This window comes from Wolbachia sp. wLmal, assembly GCF_049435495.1.
GTDB lineage: Bacteria > Pseudomonadota > Alphaproteobacteria > Rickettsiales > Anaplasmataceae > Wolbachia > Wolbachia pipientis.
The window spans coordinates 1,117,537-1,141,771 of the sequence record NZ_CP185405.1; the positions used below are offsets into that span (position 1 = coordinate 1,117,537).

The following is a 24,235-nucleotide window of genomic DNA, read 5'->3' on the forward strand; positions in this document are numbered from 1 at the left end:
GTCACCCTAAGCACCATCTGAGTAGCTAGAGACCGATATCGGTATGCCTATTTAACTAGATCTTAAATTAGATAAAAAAAGGTAGTCTTGATAAAACTTATTTACAGCAAGTTTTTTTACATTTGGACTTTCTGTTTGTTCTTTTTTGTACCCTAATTTATAGCTTATTGAATCCTTATATGAACTGATCGTTTTGTATGCTTTGTTCATCTCTCTAGGAAAGATGCCGTTAGCAATTACGACGCATAACCCTGTAGCTGTTGCAAAAGCTAGAGTGGTAAATGCTAGATTTTGTAAAAAATTCCTTCCACTAACTTTTTTTTCCTGTATATTAGCAGAGTGCTGTTTGTTTGACACTTCTTCTAGATATTCATGCCATATGTGATTGCAGTTCGTACATTTTACCTTTCTTCCAGACGCGCCAATTTGCTTAGGAGATACTAAGTAAGTTTTAGTACAACTATTACATTGTATTTTCATAGTACTTACGTATAAAGTAGTAACAAGCCCAAATGATACGAGCTACAAATTTAATATCAATATATATATAACAAATGGAAGGTTTGCAACTAAAAAAAGCACAGAGTGAGATAGAAGATATTTGGAAAAATAGAGAAAAATTTAATGACTGTAATCTAAAGAAAACAGCAAGAATAGCAATTAAAGAGGTAATTGAGCTCCTTGATAGTGGCAAAATTAGAGTAGCAGAAAAGCTATCAAGTAGAGAATGGGTAGTACATAAGTGGATAAAGCAGGCAATATTATTACATTTTCTCACTGAAGAAAACAAAATAATAGACAATACCAATTGCTGGTTTGACAAGATCGGTAACAAATTTAGTGAATGGAATGAGGAGAAATTTCGCCAGTTAAAAATTAGAGCAGTTCCTGGGTGTTTTGTCCGCCGATCTGCTTATATAGGTACAAATGTTGTTCTAATGCCAAGTTTTATCAACGTTGGTGCATATGTTGATTCAGGAACAATGATAGATACCTGGTCAACGATTGGTAGCTGTGCGCAAATAGGAAAAAACTGTCATATTTCCGGTGGAGTGGGAATAGGTGGAGTTCTTGAGCCTATTCAAGCTTCACCTGTCATTATAGAAGATAATTGCTTTATTGGAGCACGTAGCGAAGTGGCCGAGGGTGTGGTAGTGAGAGAAGGATCAGTCCTTGGCATAGGTGTGTTTATTGGGGCATCAACAAAGATTATTGATAGAGAAACTAGCAAGATATTTTACGGCGAAGTGCCACCTTATTCTGTAGTGGTACCAGGGTCTATTCCATCTAAAAATAATATTTCAACCTATTGTGCAGTCATAGTAAAAAAAGTGGATGAAAAGACGAGATCGAAAATCTCTATAAATGAAATATTGAGGGATTAAACTATCTTACTCCTTGTCGTCACTTTTTTTATCATTATTACTAACCACAGTAATGGCATACGCGCATAACTCTGAGAAAGAGACTCCATTTTCTTGAGATAGTTTATATAATTTTTGTAGACTTTCTTTTACTTTATTAGGAATATTCCCTCCACGTTCTTTTACAAGCCAGGAATCTTGATGATGAATTGGATGAGCATCACTTTTTGGATTTCCTATGTATATTGCAAAAGGTGAACTTTGCCCTTTGAAGTCACATTGTACAGTAAATTTTTTTATAGATTCAGCCATCTAAAGACCTCTACTTTTCTTTTTGGTCGATTTTATAGCAGGTGGAAGAGGTGGTTTCTTTATAAAATCTTGTCTATTGACAACACTTTCTCTACCTTCCAAAGCTCGGCGAACATCAGCTCTGCTTAATTGCGACTCTTTTGCTACCTTCATTCCATGCTTTGCCATAATATTAGCACATGCTAGTACTTTTTTTACCAATTCTAGATCACCATTTAGCATTTGAACTAGCACTTGAAACACTTCCGCTAAAGTTAGCCCATCAGCATTTATAACCTTGTTTTCTATCAAATTGACAGCTTCTTCAAATTTGTATTCAATACTATCATCTTGAGGTATAAGGGCAACATAATCGGTGTTTTTGTCGTCCATAACTGAAGCACTATTACTCACAAACTTAAGTTTATACTATATATATAAATACTCTACTATTTTATATTATGGCACGCTATAGTTAAACATTTATTAATAACATGCTCACTTATATACACGAATTAATTGACAAAAGTCAAGAATCAATATCCATCAGTGATTTCATGAATGCCGTTTTGTACCATGAAAAATACGGCTATTATACAAGTAAATTACCGCTTGGTAAGGATGGTGATTTTACTACCGCACCTGAGATCAGCCAATTATTTGGTGAAGTAATTGCAGTTTGGATAATGCATACATGGGAAAAATTAGGAAAGCCATCAAAATTTTCTCTAGTTGAACTTGGGCCAGGCAAAGGAACACTCATTCACGATATAATAAGAGTCACTAAAAAATACAGCAGCTTTTTTAATTCAATGTTGATCCACTTAGTTGAAATAAGCCCTACTTTACGGAAGATACAAAAGGAAAAATTAAAAAGCTTAGATGTTAATTGGCACAAAAATATTGACAACCTACCAGAACAACCAACCATTTTTTTAGCAAATGAGTTCTTTGACGCTCTTCCGATAGATCAGTTTGTATATCATGATGAGGGGTGGTATGAAAATATGGTGACAAAACAAGATGATGGCAGTCTCTTGGTGTCATGCCAGTGCGTGACACTGGAATCCAGAAAAAAAGAATCATGGATTCCAGTGTCAGCTACTCAGATGACAAATGGAAAATTTTTTAATGGTGCAGTGGTGGAAATATGTTCAGTTGGGATTGAAATATTAAAAAAACTTGAGAAGAAGATATATAATAATAAAGGAGCTGCTTTGATTGTAGATTACGGTTATGTATACCCCGCATATAAGAGCACTTTGCAATCGATAAAACAACATAAGTATGCTAATTTTCTTGAGAATGTTGGTAATAGTGATATTACCGCACTTGTAAACTTTCAAGCATTAAAAGATTCATTAAAACACGTAGATTGCGAGATTTTAACTCAAAGAGAATTTTTATATCTTTTTGGCATAAAAGAAAGAACCCTGGCTTTAATGAAAAGCGCAAGTGATGAACAAAAGAATAGGATCTTTAGTGAATTCTTAAGGTTGACTGAAAATATGGGCACTCTTTTTAAAGCAATGCTATTGATATAGCTAACCCAAGAAAGGTTTCCCTACGTCATACCGCCGCGATATCTCAGCATAGATTCCGCTAACGAGTAGCGGAATGACGAGCTTATTGTCATGCCGCCACGAACCGTCATACCGCCGCGGTATCTCAGCCGCTAATAAGTAGCGGGATGACGGTTGTCTCCTAGCTGTCATCCCAGTACTGGTAGACTCAAATCACAATGCTCGTATAGCTGCAACCCTGGAGGTACTGTTTCTCACCCACTGGAGATATTGCACGGTACTATCTACTTGATCATCGTGTCGAGTTTCAGGAAACATTAAAATCTCATACTCAAAATCGTTCAGCCATACTGCTTGATGTGGCAGAAAAACCTTGCCAGACTCTATCATCGGAGCAATCCGGTGGAATCGAGTGAGCTTGTCATCATGTGGCACTATTTCAATAATCGGTAAATCACTGTTTGTCTTTAGCTCTTGCACCAATTGTTGACCACTTGTTTTTGCTTCGATTAAAATTGCGTGTGGCGTCCATCTTGCAGCTAGTGACAAAACCTGTTCTTTAAGCTTTGGATACTCAAGCTTTGCGCGATATACGTCGAGTAAATAGAATTTATTATCTATTTTTGCCCAGGTGATGCAGACACTAAAGTTGCTCATGTTACTTGTTGAAACCGCAGTATCCCAACTTTGTGTTATATGCGAGAGATTATCAGGAAATTTTTTATAGCGTTTCAACCACTCTGGTTTAATTATACCACTTGAAAGCGGCAGAGGGTTTTGTTGATATTGAGCAGCAAAAGCGTAACTCCCAAGTTCAGCTTTTATTATCTCAACTTCTTCTTTTCCTCCATCGAGGGGATATAACAACTGACCTTCTTCTCTTGAATATAATATCCTTACAGGTGACGCTGGTTTATTATATAATCGCCTGGTCCCACAGTGCTGAGCTACTCGGATGATAGGAACGGGGGGTATTGGCTTTTTGATTGAATAAATAACCTGCTTATTTTCAGAAATCATTGGCAAACAAATATGATGCCATATGTTTTTTGGCTTGGAGAGAAGGTGTCCAGTTAAGTCCTCCTGGTGTAGCCTGTGCATTACAAGAACGATGACTCCTTTTTTTCTATCGTTCAGCCTGGTTACTAAAGTCTGATCAAACCAGTTTGTGGCACGCTTTCTAAGCGTTTCACTCAAAGCTTGAGCAGAACTGAGCGGATCGTCCACAATGATAAAATCACCACCTTCACCAGTTAGTGTTCCACCAACTGATGTTGCGATTCTGTATCCTCTCTGCACTGTTTGAAATTTATATTTGGTATTCTGGTCTTTGGATAGTTCTATCTCTGGAAATAGCGCTCTATACCAACTAGACTGCATCACGCACCTGGTGTCGAGCGAGTGCTTTTCGCTGAGCCGCTGAGAATAACTTGCAACTATTATTCTCGCAGTTGGTTGGTTTCCCAGTATCCATGCGGGCCACGCAACGCTTATGCACATGGACTTCATCGAGCGCGGAGGCATATTGAATATTATTCGTTTCACTTCACCAGCGCTCGCTGCTTCCAGCCTATCTGCTATGACTTTTATATACTGATAATCGTTATACTCACACCCAGGCACTACCGTTTGAAAGCATAACTCAATGAATTTTAGAAAGTTCATGATATAATGTTGAAACCAACGCGTGACGCTGGGATGACAAAAAAAGGAGCACTGGAATGACACCCTACTTAACCGTCATACCGCCGCGGTATCTCGGCATAGATCCCCTACTATACCTTAACATAGATCCCGCTAACACGTAGCGGGATGACGATTGTCGTTTAGCCATAAATGTTTAAGAAATTTACCAAATAAAAAAAAGGCAAAAGAAGCCCCGTGGTTATTATCCGCTTTAAAATATTGGCGTTTTTTATGTTTTAAACGCTTGACAAGCAAGATTAAGCCGCTTTTAATTGCAACTAACCTACGCTGCAAATGTTTAAGAAATTTACTAAGCAGAAAAAAAAGACAAAGAATCCCCGAGTTAGCTAGTCTTTTACTATCTCTGTCGAGTATTGGCATTTTTTGATGTCTTGTAACGCTTTATAAGCGCGTTCAGCTTATTTAGATAAAAATCTAGATGTAGATGAAGTTTTGTAAAGACATACAGTATCTATATACTGCAAAAAATTGAACATAAGACGCCGATACATTAAGTAATCCTTACCTTTTAATCTGCAGATTGGCGAAAGCAAATACAATAGCTCCACTATCGTGATAAGGGCGCTGGCGGAGTTTGTCAAGTAAGTTTTTTTGTTTCTATTCCCAATAAAAGTTCGTTATATGGTTATGCAAGAAGTTTAATACTCATAGTTTCAAGCATATACTGAAATATCTCATTAGCAATTGCAACATCTTGGCGTGGGGCTTTGCCGTGTTCTATAAACACAGAGATTGCATAGCGCGGGTTATGGTAAGGGCCATAGGCGATAAATAACTTATGACTTTCGCCCTTAGAGTTTATTTCTGGTGTACCGGTTTTGCCAGCAATTTGTATACCGCTTAGCCCTTTCTTATAGGTTCCAGTTTTAGAATTCACCACATCAAACATAGCTTTTCGAACTATGCTAAGATGCTCACAATCCACATCAATATCGGGAAAATCTTGTATCGTTTCATTCATCTTAATGCGGGGAATTACCTCTTTTCCTGTTGCAATCCTCGCTGCAAGAACTGCAAGCTGTAGTGGTGTTGTAAGCATATACCCTTGTCCTATAACTAAGTTGATAGTGTCACCTAAATACCACTGCGAATATAGCTTTCGTGTACGCCAATCTCTATCTGGCAACAACCCTGGAGCTTCTTCTTTAAACGTTCCAATCAGTGACCCACTGCCAATACCAAATTTTCTGGCCATTTCTACTAGAGAGTCTACACTTATTTTTTTCCCTATATTATAAAAGTAAGTGTTGCATGATAATGCCATTGCTTCATTTAAAGATACATATCCATGGACTTTGCTTTTCAGGCAACGAAATTTCCGCTCACCTATTTTCATATAGCCCTTACACGAGAATTTTTCTTCTGGTGTGATTATTCCGTCTTTTAAACCCGCAAGCGCAACTATTACTTTAAATATTGAACCAGGTGGAATTTGATATGATAACGCACGATTCACGAGCGGCAATGAAGGAGCATTCAAGCTCTCCCAAGTCTCATTTGATAGCCTGCTAGCAAAAAGATTATTATCGTAAGAAGGTGAATTATATAATGCTAAAATTTCTCCATTATTTACATCAATAACCACTGCGGAGCCTTGGTGATCTTTAAATACCTCTGCGGTTTTCTCTTGCAGATTAATATCAATTGTCAGTTGTACATCTTGTCCGTCTTGTTGTGGTATGCTTGATAATTCTTTTATGACGCGTTTTTTAGAATTTATTTCCTGCTCAGATTTTCCTGACTTGCCTTTCAATATATGATCATATGTATATTCAATACCGCTGATTCCTACTTCGCTTATGCCTTGCTGTCTTTTTGTATATCCGATTACATGAGAACACATTGAACCAAACGGGTAATAACGTTTATAAAGAGCAGTTATTTTTTCTGACGATTTTGCTATTTTAGACTCGACTTCTGATAATGTCTGCAAATCAACTTCCTTACCAGAACCATCAAACAAAACAACATACGAAATTTTGTTTACCGCAAGTTCAATGCTATTCCTATCTAAAATTTTGCCCCGCTTAGGCATAATAGTAGCAACTCTTATTCTATTACTATTAGATAGTGCTTCGTACTTTTGTCTGTTTCGTATTTGTAAATTATATAACCTGCAACTAAAAACCGCAGAAATGGTAAGCTGAATACCACCTAATATGAATGCTCTGCGGTTAAAGACTTTGTTTTTTGTCCACATAACATTCCTTCAAAACACACTTTTTTTCCCCTCTTTTATTGTTACACTTCTGGCTTTTACCGTATTACAAACCCTTTTTTTCCCACTCACTTAAGGTCACAAACTTATAACCTGATTTTTTTAGTATTTTAATAATATGAGGTAAAGCTTCAATTGTGTTTGACCTGTTATTGTGATCATGAAACAGTATAACTGCTCCATTATGTACATTACTTAAAACTCTTTCAACTAAAGTTTCTGGCTTATCACCTTGCCAATCTAGCGAATCAACTGTCCATAATATTGAATACATATTTAATTGATCAGTATTTTCAATCAGATTATCGTCATAACATCCATATGGCGGACGAAACCATTTTACATCTTGTTTTATTGCATTTTTAATTGCTGTATTTGTCTTTTCCAATTCTTGCAATTGTTCCTCACTTGAAAGTGATGTCAACTTCCTATGCGACCAAGAGTGATTGCCTAACTCATGACCTGATTCATGAATTTTCTTTACTATTTCAGACGTTTTTTCATTTGTACGTTCACCAAGCACAAAAAATGTTGCTTTTGCTTCATAGCTTTCCAGAACATTAATAATATCGTTTACTCTATTGTTAGACGGTCCATCATCAAACGTAAGTGCAACAAACTTATCGTCGTTATTCAATAATTTTTTTATATTACTTAAATTTCTATATGATAGATCTAGATTACAACTGAGCCCACAGTATGGTAAATTAAAATTACAATCACTACAAAAAGCCGTACTTGAATATAGTAAGAAAAAAGTGATTATCCTTATAAACATTTGTAATCAGCAAAGTGATAGAATACTACACTTTTTTGCTAAGTTAAGCCATCTTTAATTGCTGTAGCCTTTACTTCATCGCTTCTTTAATATATTGTATTAACAATTTTATATAATATATTATGATTGCAAATATAAATACCGTTGCGCTTCAGGGAATTAGCACAGTAAATGTCAATGCACAAATTCATATGGCAAATGGTATTCCAGCTTTTAATATTGTTGGCTTGCCGGATAAAACTGTTGCAGAATCCAGAGAGCGCATCAGAGCAGCGTTAAATTCAATCAATCTACTACTACCTCCAAAAAGAATTACAGTTAATCTCTCCCCTGCGGATTTGCTGAAAGAAGGCAGTCATTATGACTTGGCTATTGCTATTGGACTACTTGTTGTAATGAATGTGATACCAGTTGAAAAAGTTCAGTCTTATATAATCATGGGTGAACTGGCTCTTGATAGCAGAGTTATTCCAGTTTCAGGTGTGCTGCCAACAGCAATTAATGCAAAAAAGGACAATAAAGGAGTAATTTGCCCGAGAGGAAATGGTGTAGAAGCTGTATGGGTGAAGAATGTTTCAATTCTGGCTATAGAGAAATTAACTGATATTATCAGACACTTTAAGGGTGAGCAATTAATTCAGCCAGTAATTTTTAATTATAGTGATGCACCCAAAGAAAAAAGATTGATTCCCGATATGAAGGATATCAAAGGCCAAGTTGTTGCAAAAAGAGCAGCTGAAATTGCAGCAGCAGGTGGGCATAATATGCTTCTTGTTGGCCCTCCTGGTACTGGAAAATCAATGCTTGCTAAGCGCTTTATAGGATTGCTGCCTGATTTAACCGAACAGGAGATGATTGATGTTAATATTATTTCCAGCATAACAAAAACTGGTAATGAAATATTCAAAGTAACTCGTCCCTTTCGTGAACCTCATCATTCATGCTCTATGCCAGCGATGATAGGGAGAGGAAAGAATGCAAAACCTGGAGAAATTACCATGGCTCACAATGGCGTGTTATTCCTTGATGAGTTGCCAGAATTTCCAAGACTTGTGCTTGATTCTCTGCGCCAACCACTTGAAGATAGAAAAGTTACCGTTGCAAGGGCAAATGCTCACATAACCTACCCTGCAAATTTTCAACTGATTGCTGCAATGAACCCTTGCAGGTGCGGTTATTTAGGTGATGCAAGCAGATCGTGCAACAAAGCTCCAAAGTGTGGCACAGATTACAAAAACAAAATATCAGGCCCATTGCTTGATAGAATAGACATATGCATTGAAATGCCAAACGTTAGCATACTCTCTCCTGAAATCTCTGTGGAGGGAGAAAGTACTAAAATCATAAGAGAAAGAGTGATAGCAGCAAGAAAAGTTCAAACTGAGCGCTATAGTGAATTAAATATTCGTTGCAATTCAGAAGTAAGCGGTGAAGCATTTAATAAATTTACTGAACCAGATCAGGCAGGGTTAGAATTGCTAAAATACGTACTGAAAGAAAATTACATTTCCAATCGAGGCTACACACGCGTATTAAAAGTTGCAAGAACTATTGCAGATCTTGCAAAAAGTGAAGAAGTAAAAAGAGCACACATTGCTGAAGCGCTCAATTACAGAATAAAGGTATATTAAAATTAGTTTACTTGACAGGCAATTTTTTTTACTATACACTCCCTTAGTGAAATTTTAACATTCTATTTAAGGAGTAGAGTTATGGCATTAACAAATTATGAGTATAGAAAAGGGGATGGCATTTTTTATGCTATTTCAGAAGGATATATGCAAGCTGAAAAATACTGGGGAATTCCTGGTGCTGCTAGTCAACCTGGTCAGTACGCTATGCATAATAAAGGGAGAACAGCATTATTTTCGCTTGCAGTTGCAAGTATTGTCTTTACAGCAATGCATATGAAAGCAGGCTTTGTTAGTGCAGCAGAAGCTTCTGGGTTTCTTGCTAAGACTGCCAGTTACTTTGTTGGAACAAATCAAGCAATAGCTGCTTCATTACCTGGATTTATCGGAACAGGTGTTGCTAATCAGATAGTTGCGGGTGCCATAATGGCAATTGCTGCAGCTGCTGTTCTTTATGGAACATATCAAATTGCCTCAAAATTAAAAGATGTTGCGGTTGGAGCATTGAAAGGGGAAGAGAAAAATCAGGAAGTTAATAATCATTAACAAAATAAAAAGGGATAGGTTTCTGTCCCTTTTTATAAACGTTTTCTATTTTTTGCATCGGTTAAGTGATGTCATCTAAGAATCTAGTTATTATAATTAACGGCACTTATTAGTATAAATGTTAAGAATAAGTAAATCCCGTTTACTGTTTACGCCTATAGAAGTGAAAAGTATTTGCATATTATTAAAAAAGCGGTAACTTATTATCAAGTGAATTCGCTAAATTTGAGTAATTTAAATGTCTATTGATCTTAGTCTGCCGGAGTTACCTATATTGCACCCAAGGATTACCGTTGTGGGAGTGGGTGGTGCTGGTGGAAATGCTGTGAATAACATGATCCAATCTAATTTGCAAGGAGTGAATTTTGTTGTCGCAAATACCGATGCTCAAGCACTAGAAAAGTCGTTATGTGATAAAAAAATTCAGCTTGGCATTAATTTAACTAAGGGGCTTGGTGCTGGTGCTTTGCCTGATGTTGGCAAAGGTGCAGCAGAAGAGTCAATTGATGAGATTATGGAGCATATAAAAGATAGTCATATGCTTTTCATCACAGCAGGAATGGGCGGTGGTACTGGAACCGGTGCAGCACCGGTAATTGCAAAAGCAGCCAGAGAAGCAAGAGCCGCAGTTAAGGATAGAGCGCCAAAAGAAAAAAAGATATTGACTGTTGGAGTTGTAACTAAACCGTTCGGTTTTGAAGGTGTGCGCCGTATGCGCATTGCAGAGCTTGGACTCGAAGAACTGCAAAAATACGTGGATACACTTATTGTCATTCCAAATCAGAATTTATTTAGAATTGCAAATGAAAAAACTACATTTTCTGATGCATTTAAACTTGCTGATAATGTTCTGCACATTGGCATCAGAGGAGTAACTGACTTGATGGTCATGCCAGGGCTTATCAATCTTGACTTCGCTGATATAGAAACAGTAATGAGCGAGATGGGCAAAGCGATGATCGGCACCGGAGAGGCAGAAGGAGAAGATAGAGCAATTAGTGCTGCAGAGGCTGCAATATCTAATCCATTGCTTGATAATGTATCAATGAAAGGTGCGCAAGGAATATTAATTAACATTACTGGTGGCGGAGATATGACTCTGTTTGAAGTTGATGCTGCAGCCAATAGAGTGCGTGAAGAAGTAGATGAAAATGCAAATATAATATTTGGTGCTACTTTTGATCAAGCGATGGAGGGAAGAGTTAGAGTTTCTGTTCTTGCAACTGGCATTGATGGTCGCAATAATAAATCAGAAACTTCACCTATAAGTCAGAGCGAAGACTCAGAGAAAGAGAAATTTAAGTGGCCATATAGTCAAAGTGAAAGTACACAAGACAAAACACTGGAAACAAAACCAGCTGAACAGGTAAGCGAAGGAGCTAAGTGGGGCAGCAATATCTATGATATACCAGCTTACTTAAGAAGAAAAAAATAATGCAATTTTGGCTACTTAAGTCAGAGCCAAGTGAATACTCATGGCAAAAAATGGAAAAGGAGCAGGTAGTTGAGTGGGATGGTGTGCGCAATTATCAAGCTCAAAATTACATGAAAATTATGAAAGCAAGCGATCTTGCGTTTTTTTATCATACAGGTAAAGAGAAAGCAATACTTGGAATCGTTGAAGTATTTAAAGAGTATTATCATGTTAATGATCCCAAGTTCGGATTAGTGAATGTAAAGTTTTTGAAACCTTTAAATAACCAAGTAACGTTAAATAATATAAAACAAAACCCACTTTTGAAAAATATGACTATATTAAAACAACCACGTTTATCAATTGCCCCAGTTTCGGAAATTGAATGGAATGAAATAATAAGGATGAGTGATGTGTAATACCTGTCATTTCAGTTCCTAAATGATGTCATCTCAGCACACAACGCACAGCTGTATGAATATTTGTCTCGAAGGCAGTGCATTAAACGTTATAGCCGATTTTGCATCAAACACAAAGGCGTCATTCCAGTGCTTGACACTGGAATCCAGCCTTAATGCAACCACATTAAAGCCGTTGTGTTTTAATATAAGATTAGCTACTTTTATATTCACTAACTTGATGTCTAATCAAAATTCCTGGATCCCAGTGCCTAGACACTGGGATGACATCCTTCTAGTGTACAATATTCGTACAGTTGTGTACATGACGCAAGGGTCTATAACTCTTCTTTTTTGGATTCCAGTGTCAGCTATTTGCATGACACCCTTACTGATGTGTCACTCATGTTAGAAGTAAATATTCTTGACAAGAAATGGTGCAGCATTATAGAAAATCCTAAAAATTTTGTATTAGGTGTCATCAATGCTTCTCTAAAAGAATTAAAAATAGACCACTATAAACCAAATATATCAATAGCTCTGGCTGATGATGACTTGCTACATCAACTTAATTTAAAATTTAGAGAAATGGATAAGCCAACTAACGTACTATCATTTCCGTATGAACAATTGTCTAATGAGTGCGATTTAGGAGACATAGCAATTTCAATAGACACAATAAAAAGAGAATCGCATGAGTATTATATACCCATTCTTGCTCACATTGCACACATGTTAGTGCATGGATTACTGCATTTACTTGGTTATGATCACCAAAAAAAAGATGAAGAAATTATAATGAAAAATCTAGAAAGAGAGATTTTAGCTTCGCTTGGCTACAATATGTGTGCGATTTAAAAGGAATTTAATAAAAATATAGTAGATGATAATAAAATATGTTATCTACAAAGGGTTTTAGCTATAAACAATAAAAGGTAAGTGATATGGTTCAGTTTTCTTTGCCAAAGAATTCTAAAATTAATCAAAAGGGCAAAATTTATCCTATTCCTGCTAGAGCAAAAAACATCAGAAGATTTCAAATTTACCGTTGGTCTACTGATGACGAGAAAAACCCTAGAATAGACACATTTTTTATTGATATGGATAGTTGTGGCCCTATGGTACTTGATGCATTAATAAAAATAAAGGATGAAATAGATTCGACTTTAACTTTCAGACGTTCTTGTAGAGAAGGCATATGTGGATCTTGTGCCATGAATATTGACGGAACCAATACTCTTGCATGTACTAGATCTATACATGATATAAAAGGTGACGTAAAAATATATCCATTACCTCACATGTATGTAATAAAGGACCTAGTCTCGGATTTGAGCCAATTTTATGAGCAATACAAATCAATTAAACCTTGGTTACAAGCAGATAAGCCTGCCCTACCAAATAAAGAATACTCTCAATCTTCTGAAGATAGAAAAAAATTAGATGGCTTGTCCGACTGTATATTATGTGCTTGCTGTTCGACTGGTTGCCCAAGCTACTGGTGGAATAGTGATAAATTTTTAGGACCAGCAATACTATTACAAGCTTACAGATGGATTGCTGACAGCCGTGATAATAAGACAGGTGAAAGACTTGATGTTTTAAACGACCCATTCAAGTTGTATCGTTGTCATACAATAATGAATTGCACAAAAACTTGTCCTAAAGGACTTAATCCAGCAAGAGCAATAGCGAAAGTAAAACAGCTCATGGTAGAGAGAGAAGGAGTTTAAGTATTATCTTTTGCATTCTTCGTAAGAGAACAGCAAACCTTCCGAAGCGTAGGGTATTGTTAATACCCTGAACGCTTTTCCGTTTGTGAAGTGCATCGTATCATCGTACGATTCAAATAATTTTTTGAACAACTCATGTCTTTGGTTACTAATAGTTTGAAAATCCTCTTTTTCTAAAAGCTTTTTAGATTCGAAGAGGTAAAGCATAACTTCGTGATAAGTTGGGTAAGATGCCAAAAATTTTGGGTCAAATTGAAAGGTTTTCATAAAAGCATTATTATAAAATTTTAGCTTTTGATTCTTACTATATATTACTATAGCAACCGGTAACCTCTCAAGCAAATTTTTCTGTGTAGCTAAATAACTGTTTAATTCAGTATATAATTTCTCTGCATCACTAACATCTTTCCCATACATTACTATGCTACCAGAACCTTGTATTGGAATTTTAACAAAATCGAAAACCTTAGGTTCGTTCTTATAAGTTATGACATGTCTTCCTGGTTTTGTGCTATGAGCGCTACCGGTAATAACAAATTTCTTAGAACCATCTACATATTTATCATAAAACAAGTTATAAAATTCCACCTTTCTACTCTTGTTATATCTTAGTATTGGAAATGGTAAAGAGTTGAAAACGTTTTTATAGCTCTCCACTTCCTGTGTAAGCTTACTATTTTCTAACTCAAGTCCGTTAGCCTTTATCTTACAGTCTGAGACATTCCTTATCCATAACAGCACACCTATCACATTGTTAGAATCATCTATTATGCTTCTACCGTAACATATGCAATAAACCTCACTGTCTTTTGACTTTAAATCTAGAGTAAAAGATTTATTTATTTCCTTTGCCTCAACAAAATTTTTGATTAAGCTTTCTGATTGCTCAAAAAAATTCACAAACTCATTAAATGAGTAAAAAACAGTATTAAGCAAAATTAGTAAATTGGGAGAGAACTTTTCTATACGTTTTTTTGCATCCCAAATATAAAACCCATCATTCACAGTATCAATTAAATTATTTATGATAACATTTTGATGCTGTAAGTTCTTAATCTTATTACTAATTTTTAATTTAGAATAAGAGAGAAAGAATAATATTAGAATCAATATTAAAACCACTTCATACAAAAAAAACATAGCACTTTTAAAACAAATGTAAAAATTTGTAACCGCTCAGAATTATGCTGAAGAGGTATATAAGTAAAGATTGTCTAACATTTGAAAGCCCAATCTCTTATAAAGGTTCACAGAAGATTTCATACAATGTGCTACTATATATTTGCATTCAAGCTGTTTAGCTATCTTTATTCTTTCTAAAACCATTTGGGTACCTATTCCACGATTCCTGTAAATTGGTAAAACTCCATCACTATAAAAACCAGCTACGCTATCTTGAACATAAAGACCGCATGTCCCAATAATTTTATTATTTAGTGTTACAAGAAAAAATCTTAATCTTGAGTTCTTATCATCATAATTTGATAATCCGCGAAAAAATGTGCTGACAATTCCAACGCCATGATAAAAAATTTTAGAAGTGTGCAGATCTAACTGTTCTAAGAGGTTGCTACCATTCACAGCATTTAACCTCAAGTTTGGAATAACATCAGCAGGTAAAAAGTAATTTTTCATATTAAGTAAAGCTTTTTTTGGTGTGCTAACGTGTTTTATTTTACACTTTTCTAAAATATCTCTTATTTTCATATGTGAATTTATTACCCATGTTGCTTCTATATCTCTTGTTCTGAGATAATCTAGAGTTTTTTGTATAGAAAGCTCGGTACATTGATCTCCACAGAACACAAAATTAAATAATGACTCCTTGGTACCATTTATTGTAAATATGATGTTATCAAATTCATCGTGTACTTCCCACTCAGATAAATTCGCTGTGTACAGTATATAATCCTTTAGATTTTGAACAATTAAGCTTGAATAATAAATTTTTTTATCCTGCATACACCAACAATAAACAATAAAAGGCTCCTATAAGAACACAGGCTAAAATTGCAGCTATAACGTCATCTAGCATAATACCTAAAGGACCTTTGGTATTTTTATCGATTAAATTTATAGGCCACGCTTTTATTATATCAAAAAACCTAAAAGAAAAAAAGCACAACAACAATGAAGAACAATTCATCTCTTGGCTTAACAATATCGAAACTAAAAGTATCGTCAGCAATTGACCAACCACTTCGTCAATTACTACCTCTTTTGGATCACATGAAGTCTTGTAATGTTTTATATAATTACCTGTAGACCATAATCCAATTAAGAATAAAAAAGAAATAATTGCTGCACCTAAAATTTTGTTGCTCAGGATTACAGGAACAAGCGGAAAAGAAGCCAAACTACCCACAGTACCTGGCATTTTTTTTACTGTTCCAGACAGCCACCACGTTGATATTAATTTATATAAAAATTTCACAATATATCCAAATACAAAATTAACTTATAAGAACAGAAAGAGTATCCTCTATAGAGGCGCTTTCATACAATAATCTATAGACCGCTTCACATATAGGCATTTTTATCTTTAGCTTTCCTGCTAAATTAAATATGGACTCAGCAGTGCTAAAACCTTCAATCACTGACTTGCCTTCTGACAAAATCTGCTGAACATTAAAGCCATTGTCACTATTACCTATTTTAAACCCAAAAGATAAGTTTCTTGAATTCAAGGATGTGCATGTCATAATTAGGTCACCCAGACATGCTGGCCCAAGTAGTGTATTTATATCCACACTACCGTCACCAATTTTTGCTGAGTATAAAGCCTTAATTTCGCTCATACTTTTCGTAATCAATGCTGCATGAGCATTAAACCCAAGTTTACTACCTAGAACAATCCCACACGCTATAGCAAAAACGTTCTTTAACGCTGCACAAATCTGTACTCCTATAATGTCGTTACTAAACTCCAATTTAACATTTTCTTGTTGCAGCTCTGATACTAGCTTTGAACCTAATGTGTTATTTTGGCATGCAAGAACCATTGAATAGGGTAATTTTCTTGCAACTTCTACAGCAAAGCTAGGACCTGAAAAAATAGCAATAGGATTGTTAGGTAAAATTTCATTTACTATTTCACTAGGTAATTTTAATGTAGACTTTTCTATTCCCTTACAAGCTAAAATTATTGCTACATCTTTTTTCAGATTACAATTATGCAATTGCTGACATACCTTCCTCAGAGACTGAGTGGGAACAGCGAGGATTGTTACTGAAGCATTAATTATGTCTTCAATAGCCAATTTTACTGACACATTATCAGAAATTCGACAACCGGGTAGCTTGTCACTTTCTCTTTTCCCGTTGATTGATTCAAATGTAGTTTCATTGTGAGTCCACAAAATCACATCTTTCTTACTACCTAATGAAATTGCGATTGCTGTACCCCATGCACCAGCACCTAAAATTGATATTGCCACACAATATTCCTGAAAATATTACTTATACTTTAAAATAGTAGGATAAGTAAATTAAAAATATAACACAGACATATAGAATAGTTAAATATTTATTAACCGAAGTATTCTTTTAATAATAGTAACTTTAATTCAATATTTACTAAAAATATTATTACTATCATGGTATGTCTATTATATTTTAGATCTATTTATATAACTTTGGAACAATATATTTACTATTAATTAATAAGTGTAATTTTGGTCATTTGTTAATAAAAATTTGATTTATTACTTTCCTTAGTTATATATATTACTAAAATTATAAATTATTTATGGGGTGTAAAATATGCGTATATTATTAATTGAAGATGATCAAGTAAGTGCAAAGACTGTAGTTAACGCCTTAACTTCTGATGGACACTTCTGTGACGTTGTTACTTCTGCACAAGATTATAACAATAATATGGTTTCCTCAAACGGAGATTACTATGACCTAGTTATTTTAGATATACACTTACCTGGTGATATTGACGGATATGATATATTGTTAAGACTAAGAAGTGCAAAAATCAAAGTTCCTGTTTTAATACTTTCATGCATATCCGCTGTCAATCACAAAGCTAAAGGACTCGGGTATGGTGCCGATGATTACTTAACCAAGCCATTTCATAAAAGCGAGTTATTAGCTCGAATTAAGGCCATAGTGCGTCGTACTAAAGGCCATCCTGAATCGGTGATAAAGATTGGTAATATAAATATCAATTTTGATCACAGGGTTGTTGAGGTGAAAGGTAAAATGGTTCACCTTACTAATAAAGAGTATTCTATGATAGAATTGCTAGCAATGCGTAAAGGAACAGTACTAACAAAAGAAATGTTCTTAAATCATCTTTACAATGGCTTGGATGAACCTTCAGATAACAAGATAGTTGATGTTTTTATGTGCAAATTACGTAAGAAACTTGAAAGTGCAAATGATGGAAAAAGCCACATAGAAACCGTTTGGGGCAGAGGGTATGTTCTGAAAGAGTATATTGATGATGATGAATATTCTAATGTTAATGTAGGCGAAAGTAGTGATGGCTATCAAGCAGAACAAGTGAAGGACAACGCATGAAATGCCTACACATCTAAATATAGCATGGCTTATATCGCACGTATCATGTGAACGCCTAGGTGAAATATAAGCCGAGTTCTGTTTATGTAGCTATTTATCTGGAGTAAATGTTACCATTTACCGCATGCGATTTACCCGAGTAGATATGAGGAAAACATAAAATCTACTTCTATTTAATCTTGCTCCTAGTGTTGGTTACTCGACTACCAATGTTGCCATTGCCATGGTGTGCTCTTACCACACCTTTTCACCCTTACCTAAAAATATTTTAGGCGGTAATTTTCTGTAGCCCTATAACTGGAGTTACCTCCGGCGGGCATTACCCGTCACTATTTTTCCTTGGAGCCCGGACTTTCCTCTGCTATGTTTATCACACAACAGCAGCTACTTATTTCACCTAGGAATTATACTTTAACATGAAAATCACAAAAGCAAAAGACAATTTCCTAACAGTCTACATATTAAAAACATTTAGACAAATAGCTAAAGGTGATATTCCGGCACATCATCACTATCCCAAGATAAGCTTTTTTCACTTTTAGACTCCGCTTCAGTTAGTCAAGAGCCTGGTCCACCGCTTGAAGACGATGAGCTACTTCTTGATCGACTACTACTTTCTACTGATATACTATTTAGCACTGTTTCAGATTGATATATAGTTCGCATTCTGTTACCAGTGGTAAAAATTTCTTCATCGCTACTTGAAGATGATCGCCTTCTATAACCCAAATCAGTTAGTTCTAATACAGGAGCAGCATTACGACCCTTAACATATCTATATGCTATAATTCCTATAATTCCAACAATACCTATTGCTCCAACCAAAGATCCCCCTATCATTCCTGCCTTATTAGACCCTATAGCAAGTTGAGTAGGTTGTGGTGAAGAAGTAGACTGAGGAAGTAAAGTCGTGGTGAATATAGGAGTTGTTGACTCTTTTGTTCTAGTACTTGGTATACTAAATACTGTTTGTGTAGTTTTCTCTGAGCTTGTTGTTGGCGCAGTTGGTTCCACTGTTACTGTGCTTGTTTGAGTCGTTGACTCTGTTGAAGGTTTATTCGTTGTAGAAGTAGGTGCAACGGCTTCCGTTGTCAATTTAGTAGTCTTCACAGCGTCGGTTTCTGCTGTGCTAGTAATTGCAGCAGTCGGCGTTTTCTTAGAAGTCACAACCGTTTCTGCAACAGTTATAGGAGCCACGGTACTACTAGAAATAATATCTGGCGTTAATCGACCGTTAATGATATTAACAAAATCACTGAGAGTTTTGATGCTATTTGCCGGTATTATTGTTGCTTCAGAAGATTTTCCAGAGCCGTTTTGATTAAAAGTTACAATATTTTCTCCACTTACCGCAGTTACGATAAAACCACCCTGACCGTTGCCTTTAATATATAATTGCTCTATAGGATCTGTAAATTGATAGATAGGAAAATCTGACACTGATCCATTTTTAAGTAGAGTTGCTATATGTAACCTCTGCTCATTAGCTGATTGGTCATTTTCAAGAAAAGCAACTAGATCATTTCCTTCCGTTTGTTCAACATACTGCAAAAAGCTTATTTCATGTTCTCTAGAAAGAGATAGTGCTTTATTATCTATTTGACCTTTTCGATTACCAAGTAAAAAGCCATTAACTCCATCCTTCAGACCCTGAATCACTTTAGCCATATCAAATTTAAAAATACGTGTTTTTCTCACCTCTTGATTTTCCTTAGTAATCCTTTTGCTCACTTGCGAATAAAGCATCGTGTTTCCATTTAATGCCAATTGCCCCTGATTATCAAAATTGAACAATTTTCTTTCTGTAACACCTTTTTCTCCAGTCAATACCTTAAATTTTCCGCTCTCGCTTGACTTTAAGTACCAAGAAACTAAAGTTTGATCCTTTAAGTTATGGGCGATTACAATTACGTCACCATTACCAACTTTCACTGCTCTTGGTTGAAAGTAACTATTGCCCACATTTGCAAGACTATTATTATCAATATTCTTTTGTAATTTTCTTTTATCTAAATGTTCAGCTGAAGGAGTATTAACTGATTGTTTAATTCCGTAAGTGTTAAAAGATAAGCCTTTAACGCATTTTTCTCCTTCTTCGCCAATTCCCTCTTCAGGAAAGACAATTCCAACTTTATCTATTTCAGCTGAATCTTCTATTAATGTGAGAGATAATTGATCTTTGAATTCATTTGCTACGCTGATATTTGTACCCCATTCGTATGTTTTTGATTGATATAATGGACTAATAAGTAATTTCACTTTACTGCTCCCATTACCATTATCTTGATAGCTGAGTCCATAAGCGACTCCATCTCCTTCAATCAACCCTACGTTTGCTGGGTTAAAACCTATCGCTTCTTTAACTTCCGGTGTATTTGAGTTGATCCCGAGCAATCTTCTTAATATAGACATAATTTTATTTAAAATATTAATAAAATGCTATTATGATTACCCCTGTGTGTTAATGTCAATAAAAATTTTAACTAAAATTAAAAAATTAATACTCTTGTAATCTGCAAAGCGAAATATGAGAAATGAGTAGCAGTAAAGAATTCGCAAACTGGGTGGATAAGCAATACCACTCCATAGATAGTATGATACTGCAAAACGCTATTTCTCAAAAAACCAACAATTGCAATTATTAGCCCTTCAGATATAATCTGTTGAAATTCACATGAGTCTCACGAATGACAGAAAAAGAAAAGCAGTTTAGTTTTACATTAGAAAACCTCAAGAAAGCGGAAAAGTTTATAGAGATGTATCCCAAAGGTAGAGAAGGTAGTGCTGTTATGCCTTTACTATATCTGGTTCAAGAGCAATGCGGATGGGTTTCTGACTCTGCTATGCGTTGTGTTGCTGATATGCTGCATATTCCACATATTCGTGTATATGAAGTGGCAAATTTTTACACCATGTATAATTTAAAACCAGTAGGCAAATATCTAATACAAATTTGTAGAACAACTCCTTGCTGGTTGTGCAATAGTGAAGAAGTTTTAAATACCTTTAAAAAAAAACTTGGAATCAATATCGGTGAGACTACTAAAGATAATTTGTTCACTTTAAAAGAAGTTGAATGCCTAGGTGCATGCGTTAATGCTCCCGTTGTGCAGATCAATAATGACTTCTATGAAAATCTTACTCCTGAGAAAGTAGAAAACATCATAACAGAACTTTCAGGCAAATAGATGAAAGAAGAATTTTCATTCAAGAGAATCAAGCAATCAGGTTCTGCAAGAGTTGGAACAATTAAAACTCCAAATGGAAGCGTAGAAACCCCCGCTTTTATATTCTGCGCAACAAAAGCTGCAATTAAAGCTGCAGATATTGAAAGAATAAGTGAAGCTGGTACCCAAATCATACTTTCCAACACCTATCACCTAATGCTTCAACCAGGAGAGAATACTGTTGCAAAACTTGGTGGTTTGCGCAAGATGATAGGATGGAATGGGCCAATGCTAACTGACTCAGGTGGATATCAGATATTTAGCTTAGGCCACGGATCAGTTTCGGAAGAGATAAAAGGAATAAGAAAAAAACAAAAAACTTTGATCAAAATTAATGAGGATGGGGCAATTTTTCGTTCTTACATTAATGGTAAAATTTATTGCTTAACTCCTGAAAAATCTGTACAAATTCAACAGAAATTAGGTGCAGATTTAATCCTAGTTTTAGATGAATGCACTCCATTTCACGTAAGCAAAGAATACACAGCAAAATCAATGCTCATGAGCCACAGATGGGCTGAACGTTCTTTAAATGAATTTGAAAAAAACAATAATGGCAAGCAGGCACTGTATGGAATTAGTCAAGGCGGAGTGTATCAAGATTTACGTAGAGAAAGTTGTGATTTTATCAACGATTTGCCATTTTTTGGTCAAGCAATAGGTGGATCACTTGGTCAAAGTAAAGAGCAGATGCATGATGTAGTTTCTTTCACTATGGACCACCTGAAAAAAGACAGGCCTACTCATTTGCTTGGTATTGGTGGAATTGTGGACATCTTTCGCGGAGTAGAGCTTGGAATTGACACGTTTGATTGCGTGCATCCAACCCGCTTAGCAAGGCATGGTGGCGCACTTGTTAAAGTAAAAAACAGAAATTCTATTTCTTCAAAGTGCAAAGAGCATATTAATTTGCGGAATCAACGATTTGAGCTGGACAACAACCCAATTGAAAGTGACTGTTTATGCTTTACCTGCAGAAAACATTCAAGAGCTTATATACACCATTTACTGAAAGCTAAAGAGCTCCTGGCTTACACGCTCGTTACCATTCATAATATTTTCTTTATGAATAAGTTAATGGCATCAATAAGGCAGGCTATATTAGATGATAGGCTAGATCGGGAGAAAAATAATTGGATTAGTGAGATACCACTACCATACGCGTCAAGTTAAGAGATTGTGAGCAAATTTAGAGAGGTTAAAGTGGATACTCTAGCCCTTCTACGTTTGTCTTTTAATGAAAATCGCGACCAAGTTATAGTGAGTTTTTTAAGAAATGCTTTTAAACTATTAATTTTGGTTAATACTAAAAATAACTCTCTAACCCGCCTTTTTAGCTCAATAAATGCCTTTGTTAAGCTAAGTTCTGTATTCTTTTTCACTTCTGTGCAACCAACTATGCCGTGAAATATAAGAATTGCGCACAATTTAGCATATAGTTCACATAATACTCTGCATGGCTTTCCTTTTAGCTTATCAAGCCTGGTATGGCTTTTATACAATTTAAATAATAACTCAATTTGCCACCTTACTCTGTAAATCGTTAATACTTGCTCAGCACTAATTTTATTTTCTGGAACATTAGTTATAAATATTGACCAGTTCAACAATTTTTGATTTCTTTTAGAGGATGTATATCCCTGCGATCTTGCTAATCTATTAGCTTTCCTTCTTCTGGCCATATTCAGTTAGTTTCTGACATATAATTCTTACTCTAATTTTTGCTTCTTTTCCTAACAATACCTCGTTTTCTAAAAATAACTTATCCTCTAAACATTCTAATAACTCCATTTTTTGATTTGTTTCTACATCATATATGTTGGTATCAACGACTTATGAAATAAGCTCCTATTTCATTGATTTGTTTAAAAGAACTTGGCACAAAATAACCGAGATCAGATATTAGCAAATCATTGCTTAATATATTACTTAAATGTTTCCTATATCCCTGGTCTGATCTTACCCCCTCCGTTAAATTAAGTTGGTCTATTATCTGATTCATGTAGTCGAAAACTAATTGTAACTTTATTCCAGACTTAGTATTGCTTTCATAGCCACTGTAGCTAGTACCATAACCTTTATACATCTCTTCCATACTGTTAGGTATAGCTACTGTCCAATAATTTAACACTATTAAATTGCTGTAAGATTTTGCAACCAACTTGCAAGATATTTTTAAAGAGAATCACAGATTCATTATACATCCTTTTCATAAATTCCACTGCTTCTTCAGTAAATCTAAACTTGTTTTGTTATATCTATCGAGTCCTCGTTTAGTAATTGAAACATTGTTTCTACGCTACAATTATCAACTCCTATATTACCCAAGACCATGGCTTTTACGAATGATGAACCTTTTAGCTTTCTCTTTCTTTTTATAAACCTTGTTGTAATTGAGATTTTCTCTGCTTTTTCATTAAAAAATTCTTTGAGCTTTTTTGATAAGCAAGTTATTTTATTCATTGGTTCTCTCACTAAAAGTATATCTGGGAGAACTTATACCTTATTATTCTATCTCTTTCATACCTTTATTTCCTTAACTTGACGCGTATGGTCAAGGAAACAATCTACTGATTCGATGTATCCGTTACCAAATTCCTGCTCCAAATTTAAAGGATGATTAGTGTTAATAAAATCTATTTCGTTCATTATATACCTCACTAAAAATTAAATTATAATCAAAATAAGATATTAAGTCAAGATATTGAATAATTTAACAAGATTAGTAAATTTTAAAATACAGAGCTGACTGTAATTAATATTCTAATTACATATTTTGTTAATATGTTAATGTTATAATAATACAGAGCCTTACCTTAATTCTTGACTTTGTCCTATAAAATTCATACTTTATTTACTGTTTATAATTCAG

At 35.1% G+C, this 24,235-nt stretch carries 24 protein-coding genes, 1 other RNA gene and 1 pseudogene; 11 read left to right on the forward strand and 15 right to left on the reverse strand.

The window, feature by feature from the left end:
- Window positions 1–51: 51 nt before the first annotated feature.
- Window positions 52–480 carry a zinc-ribbon domain-containing protein gene (locus tag ACEL90_RS05680; protein ID WP_341815061.1) on the reverse strand — a complete coding sequence of 143 codons (429 nt, stop codon included), beginning with the start codon at window positions 478–480 and terminating at the stop codon, window positions 52–54.
- 74 nt (window positions 481–554) lie between these two features.
- On the opposite strand from ACEL90_RS05680, the gene dapD reads away from it, so the two are divergent.
- Window positions 555–1,385: a 2,3,4,5-tetrahydropyridine-2,6-dicarboxylate N-succinyltransferase gene (gene dapD, locus ACEL90_RS05685; RefSeq protein WP_423348891.1), complete on the forward strand. Its 831-nt coding sequence runs from the start codon at window positions 555–557 to the stop codon at window positions 1,383–1,385.
- A 6-nt stretch (window positions 1,386–1,391) separates the two neighbouring features.
- On the opposite strand, the gene ACEL90_RS05690 is transcribed toward dapD, so the two are convergent.
- Both ACEL90_RS05690 and ACEL90_RS05695 read right to left on the reverse strand, forming a co-directional pair.
- Window positions 1,392–1,676 carry a DUF2610 domain-containing protein gene (locus ACEL90_RS05690; RefSeq protein WP_010962783.1) on the reverse strand — a complete coding sequence of 95 codons (285 nt, stop codon included), beginning with the start codon at window positions 1,674–1,676 and terminating at the stop codon, window positions 1,392–1,394.
- Window positions 1,677–2,048: a hypothetical protein gene (locus tag ACEL90_RS05695; protein WP_423349304.1), complete on the reverse strand. Its 372-nt coding sequence runs from the start codon at window positions 2,046–2,048 to the stop codon at window positions 1,677–1,679.
- Between the two features lie 101 nt (window positions 2,049–2,149).
- Here ACEL90_RS05695 and ACEL90_RS05700 point away from each other — a divergent pair, with 101 nt between their 5' ends.
- Entirely contained in the window at window positions 2,150–3,199 is a 1,050-nt protein-coding gene (locus tag ACEL90_RS05700; RefSeq protein WP_423348892.1) for a class I SAM-dependent methyltransferase, read from the forward strand.
- Window positions 3,200–3,391: 192 nt separating this feature from the next.
- Here the strand turns inward: ACEL90_RS05700 and terL are convergent, their stop codons facing one another.
- From terL to ACEL90_RS05715, 3 genes are all read right to left on the reverse strand, one after another.
- Window positions 3,392–4,843: a phage terminase large subunit gene (terL, locus tag ACEL90_RS05705; RefSeq protein WP_423348893.1), complete on the reverse strand. Its 1,452-nt coding sequence runs from the start codon at window positions 4,841–4,843 to the stop codon at window positions 3,392–3,394.
- Window positions 4,844–5,510: 667 nt separating this feature from the next.
- The gene (locus tag ACEL90_RS05710; protein WP_423348894.1) at window positions 5,511–7,085 is read right to left on the reverse strand and encodes a penicillin-binding transpeptidase domain-containing protein; all 1,575 of its coding nucleotides are present in this window, start codon (window positions 7,083–7,085) and stop codon (window positions 5,511–5,513) included.
- A 64-nt stretch (window positions 7,086–7,149) separates the two neighbouring features.
- A complete protein-coding gene (locus ACEL90_RS05715) occupies window positions 7,150–7,881 on the reverse strand; it encodes a polysaccharide deacetylase family protein (protein WP_423348895.1) in 732 nt (243 codons plus the stop codon).
- Between the two features lie 122 nt (window positions 7,882–8,003).
- Between ACEL90_RS05715 and ACEL90_RS05720 the strand changes: the two genes are divergently transcribed.
- The 4 genes from ACEL90_RS05720 to ACEL90_RS05735 all read left to right on the forward strand — a co-directional run bounded on the left by ACEL90_RS05720 (window position 8,004) and on the right by ACEL90_RS05735 (window position 11,891).
- Entirely contained in the window at window positions 8,004–9,512 is a 1,509-nt protein-coding gene (locus tag ACEL90_RS05720) for a YifB family Mg chelatase-like AAA ATPase (protein ID WP_423348896.1), read from the forward strand.
- 81 nt (window positions 9,513–9,593) lie between these two features.
- On the forward strand, window positions 9,594–10,058 hold the full coding sequence (locus tag ACEL90_RS05725) for a hypothetical protein (RefSeq protein ID WP_423348897.1): 465 nt from the start codon (window positions 9,594–9,596) through the stop codon (window positions 10,056–10,058).
- Between the two features lie 238 nt (window positions 10,059–10,296).
- Window positions 10,297–11,493 carry a cell division protein FtsZ gene (gene ftsZ / locus ACEL90_RS05730; RefSeq protein ID WP_010962790.1) on the forward strand — a complete coding sequence of 399 codons (1,197 nt, stop codon included), beginning with the start codon at window positions 10,297–10,299 and terminating at the stop codon, window positions 11,491–11,493.
- Window positions 11,493–11,891, forward strand: coding sequence for an EVE domain-containing protein (locus ACEL90_RS05735; RefSeq protein WP_007549395.1), 399 nt, complete (start codon window positions 11,493–11,495; stop codon window positions 11,889–11,891). Before ftsZ ends, ACEL90_RS05735 begins: the two co-directional genes overlap by 1 nt.
- A gap of 33 nt (window positions 11,892–11,924) precedes the next feature.
- Here ACEL90_RS05735 and ACEL90_RS05740 read toward each other — a convergent pair whose 3' ends face one another.
- Window positions 11,925–12,104: a hypothetical protein gene (locus tag ACEL90_RS05740; RefSeq protein ID WP_423348898.1), complete on the reverse strand. Its 180-nt coding sequence runs from the start codon at window positions 12,102–12,104 to the stop codon at window positions 11,925–11,927.
- Between the two features lie 171 nt (window positions 12,105–12,275).
- Here ACEL90_RS05740 and ybeY point away from each other — a divergent pair, with 171 nt between their 5' ends.
- Together ybeY and ACEL90_RS05750 are read left to right on the forward strand one after the other, a co-directional pair.
- On the forward strand, window positions 12,276–12,728 hold the full coding sequence (gene ybeY, locus ACEL90_RS05745; RefSeq protein ID WP_010082473.1) for an rRNA maturation RNase YbeY: 453 nt from the start codon (window positions 12,276–12,278) through the stop codon (window positions 12,726–12,728).
- 86 nt (window positions 12,729–12,814) lie between these two features.
- Window positions 12,815–13,603 (forward strand): succinate dehydrogenase iron-sulfur subunit, encoded by a 789-nt coding sequence (locus ACEL90_RS05750; RefSeq protein WP_423348899.1) that lies wholly within the window; start codon window positions 12,815–12,817, stop codon window positions 13,601–13,603.
- Window positions 13,604–13,606: 3 nt separating this feature from the next.
- Here ACEL90_RS05750 and ACEL90_RS05755 read toward each other — a convergent pair whose 3' ends face one another.
- The 4 genes from ACEL90_RS05755 to ACEL90_RS05770 are packed head-to-tail and all read right to left on the reverse strand — an operon-like array spanning window position 13,607 to window position 17,040.
- Complete coding sequence (locus tag ACEL90_RS05755) at window positions 13,607–14,743, reverse strand: hypothetical protein (RefSeq protein ID WP_423348900.1); 1,137 nt, start codon at window positions 14,741–14,743, stop codon at window positions 13,607–13,609.
- A 42-nt stretch (window positions 14,744–14,785) separates the two neighbouring features.
- Complete coding sequence (locus ACEL90_RS05760; RefSeq protein WP_423348901.1) at window positions 14,786–15,565, reverse strand: GNAT family N-acetyltransferase; 780 nt, start codon at window positions 15,563–15,565, stop codon at window positions 14,786–14,788.
- A complete protein-coding gene (locus ACEL90_RS05765) occupies window positions 15,555–16,037 on the reverse strand; it encodes a phosphatidylglycerophosphatase A (RefSeq protein WP_423348902.1) in 483 nt (160 codons plus the stop codon). Before ACEL90_RS05765 ends, ACEL90_RS05760 begins: the two co-directional genes overlap by 11 nt.
- 19 nt (window positions 16,038–16,056) lie before the next feature.
- Window positions 16,057–17,040, reverse strand: coding sequence for an NAD(P)H-dependent glycerol-3-phosphate dehydrogenase (locus ACEL90_RS05770; protein WP_010962796.1), 984 nt, complete (start codon window positions 17,038–17,040; stop codon window positions 16,057–16,059).
- Between the two features lie 325 nt (window positions 17,041–17,365).
- Here ACEL90_RS05770 and ACEL90_RS05775 point away from each other — a divergent pair, with 325 nt between their 5' ends.
- Window positions 17,366–18,136, forward strand: coding sequence for a response regulator transcription factor (locus ACEL90_RS05775; RefSeq protein ID WP_423348903.1), 771 nt, complete (start codon window positions 17,366–17,368; stop codon window positions 18,134–18,136).
- A 51-nt stretch (window positions 18,137–18,187) separates the two neighbouring features.
- Here the strand turns inward: ACEL90_RS05775 and rnpB are convergent.
- Both rnpB and ACEL90_RS05785 read right to left on the reverse strand, forming a co-directional pair.
- An RNA gene (rnpB, locus tag ACEL90_RS05780) (RNase P RNA component class A) lies at window positions 18,188–18,537 on the reverse strand.
- 157 nt (window positions 18,538–18,694) lie between these two features.
- Window positions 18,695–20,548 (reverse strand): hypothetical protein, encoded by a 1,854-nt coding sequence (locus tag ACEL90_RS05785; RefSeq protein ID WP_423348904.1) that lies wholly within the window; start codon window positions 20,546–20,548, stop codon window positions 18,695–18,697.
- Window positions 20,549–20,823: 275 nt separating this feature from the next.
- On the opposite strand from ACEL90_RS05785, the gene nuoE reads away from it, so the two are divergent.
- Together nuoE and tgt are read left to right on the forward strand one after the other, a co-directional pair.
- The gene (nuoE, locus tag ACEL90_RS05790; RefSeq protein WP_423348905.1) at window positions 20,824–21,324 is read left to right on the forward strand and encodes an NADH-quinone oxidoreductase subunit NuoE; all 501 of its coding nucleotides are present in this window, start codon (window positions 20,824–20,826) and stop codon (window positions 21,322–21,324) included.
- Window positions 21,325–22,536: a tRNA guanosine(34) transglycosylase Tgt gene (gene tgt / locus ACEL90_RS05795; protein ID WP_264339463.1), complete on the forward strand. Its 1,212-nt coding sequence runs from the start codon at window positions 21,325–21,327 to the stop codon at window positions 22,534–22,536. It abuts the gene before it with no gap.
- Here tgt and ACEL90_RS05800 read toward each other — a convergent pair.
- Window positions 22,533–23,826 (reverse strand): annotated as a pseudogene (locus ACEL90_RS05800) (IS4 family transposase). The gene tgt and the pseudogene ACEL90_RS05800 overlap by 4 nt on opposite strands.
- A 57-nt stretch (window positions 23,827–23,883) precedes the next feature.
- The gene (locus ACEL90_RS05805; RefSeq protein WP_423349314.1) at window positions 23,884–24,012 is read right to left on the reverse strand and encodes a hypothetical protein; all 129 of its coding nucleotides are present in this window, start codon (window positions 24,010–24,012) and stop codon (window positions 23,884–23,886) included.
- Window positions 24,013–24,235 lie beyond the last annotated feature (223 nt).

Excerpts from the sequence above, each read along its gene's own strand:
- ACEL90_RS05755 (WP_423348900.1), bottom strand. The coding sequence starts at position 14,743 with ATGTTTTTTTTGTATGAAGTGGTTTTAATATTGATTCTAATATTATTC.
- dapD (WP_423348891.1), top strand. The coding sequence starts at position 555 with ATGGAAGGTTTGCAACTAAAAAAAGCACAGAGTGAGATAGAAGATATT.
- ACEL90_RS05760 (WP_423348901.1), bottom strand. The coding sequence starts at position 15,565 with ATGCAGGATAAAAAAATTTATTATTCAAGCTTAATTGTTCAAAATCTA.
- tgt (WP_264339463.1), top strand. The coding sequence starts at position 21,325 with ATGAAAGAAGAATTTTCATTCAAGAGAATCAAGCAATCAGGTTCTGCA.
- ACEL90_RS05785 (WP_423348904.1), bottom strand. The coding sequence starts at position 20,548 with ATGTCTATATTAAGAAGATTGCTCGGGATCAACTCAAATACACCGGAA.
- ACEL90_RS05735 (WP_007549395.1), top strand. The coding sequence starts at position 11,493 with ATGCAATTTTGGCTACTTAAGTCAGAGCCAAGTGAATACTCATGGCAA.
- ACEL90_RS05710 (WP_423348894.1), bottom strand. The coding sequence starts at position 7,085 with ATGTGGACAAAAAACAAAGTCTTTAACCGCAGAGCATTCATATTAGGT.
- ACEL90_RS05695 (WP_423349304.1), bottom strand. The coding sequence starts at position 2,048 with ATGGACGACAAAAACACCGATTATGTTGCCCTTATACCTCAAGATGAT.
- ftsZ (WP_010962790.1), top strand. The coding sequence starts at position 10,297 with ATGTCTATTGATCTTAGTCTGCCGGAGTTACCTATATTGCACCCAAGG.
- ACEL90_RS05715 (WP_423348895.1), bottom strand. The coding sequence starts at position 7,881 with ATGTTTATAAGGATAATCACTTTTTTCTTACTATATTCAAGTACGGCT.
- nuoE (WP_423348905.1), top strand. The coding sequence starts at position 20,824 with ATGACAGAAAAAGAAAAGCAGTTTAGTTTTACATTAGAAAACCTCAAG.
- ACEL90_RS05700 (WP_423348892.1), top strand. The coding sequence starts at position 2,150 with ATGCTCACTTATATACACGAATTAATTGACAAAAGTCAAGAATCAATA.
- ACEL90_RS05805 (WP_423349314.1), bottom strand. The coding sequence starts at position 24,012 with ATGAACGAAATAGATTTTATTAACACTAATCATCCTTTAAATTTGGAG.
- terL (WP_423348893.1), bottom strand. The coding sequence starts at position 4,843 with ATGAACTTTCTAAAATTCATTGAGTTATGCTTTCAAACGGTAGTGCCT.
- ACEL90_RS05725 (WP_423348897.1), top strand. The coding sequence starts at position 9,594 with ATGGCATTAACAAATTATGAGTATAGAAAAGGGGATGGCATTTTTTAT.
- ACEL90_RS05750 (WP_423348899.1), top strand. The coding sequence starts at position 12,815 with ATGGTTCAGTTTTCTTTGCCAAAGAATTCTAAAATTAATCAAAAGGGC.
- ACEL90_RS05690 (WP_010962783.1), bottom strand. The coding sequence starts at position 1,676 with ATGGCTGAATCTATAAAAAAATTTACTGTACAATGTGACTTCAAAGGG.
- ybeY (WP_010082473.1), top strand. The coding sequence starts at position 12,276 with ATGTTAGAAGTAAATATTCTTGACAAGAAATGGTGCAGCATTATAGAA.
- ACEL90_RS05720 (WP_423348896.1), top strand. The coding sequence starts at position 8,004 with ATGATTGCAAATATAAATACCGTTGCGCTTCAGGGAATTAGCACAGTA.
- ACEL90_RS05775 (WP_423348903.1), top strand. The coding sequence starts at position 17,366 with ATGCGTATATTATTAATTGAAGATGATCAAGTAAGTGCAAAGACTGTA.
- ACEL90_RS05680 (WP_341815061.1), bottom strand. The coding sequence starts at position 480 with ATGAAAATACAATGTAATAGTTGTACTAAAACTTACTTAGTATCTCCT.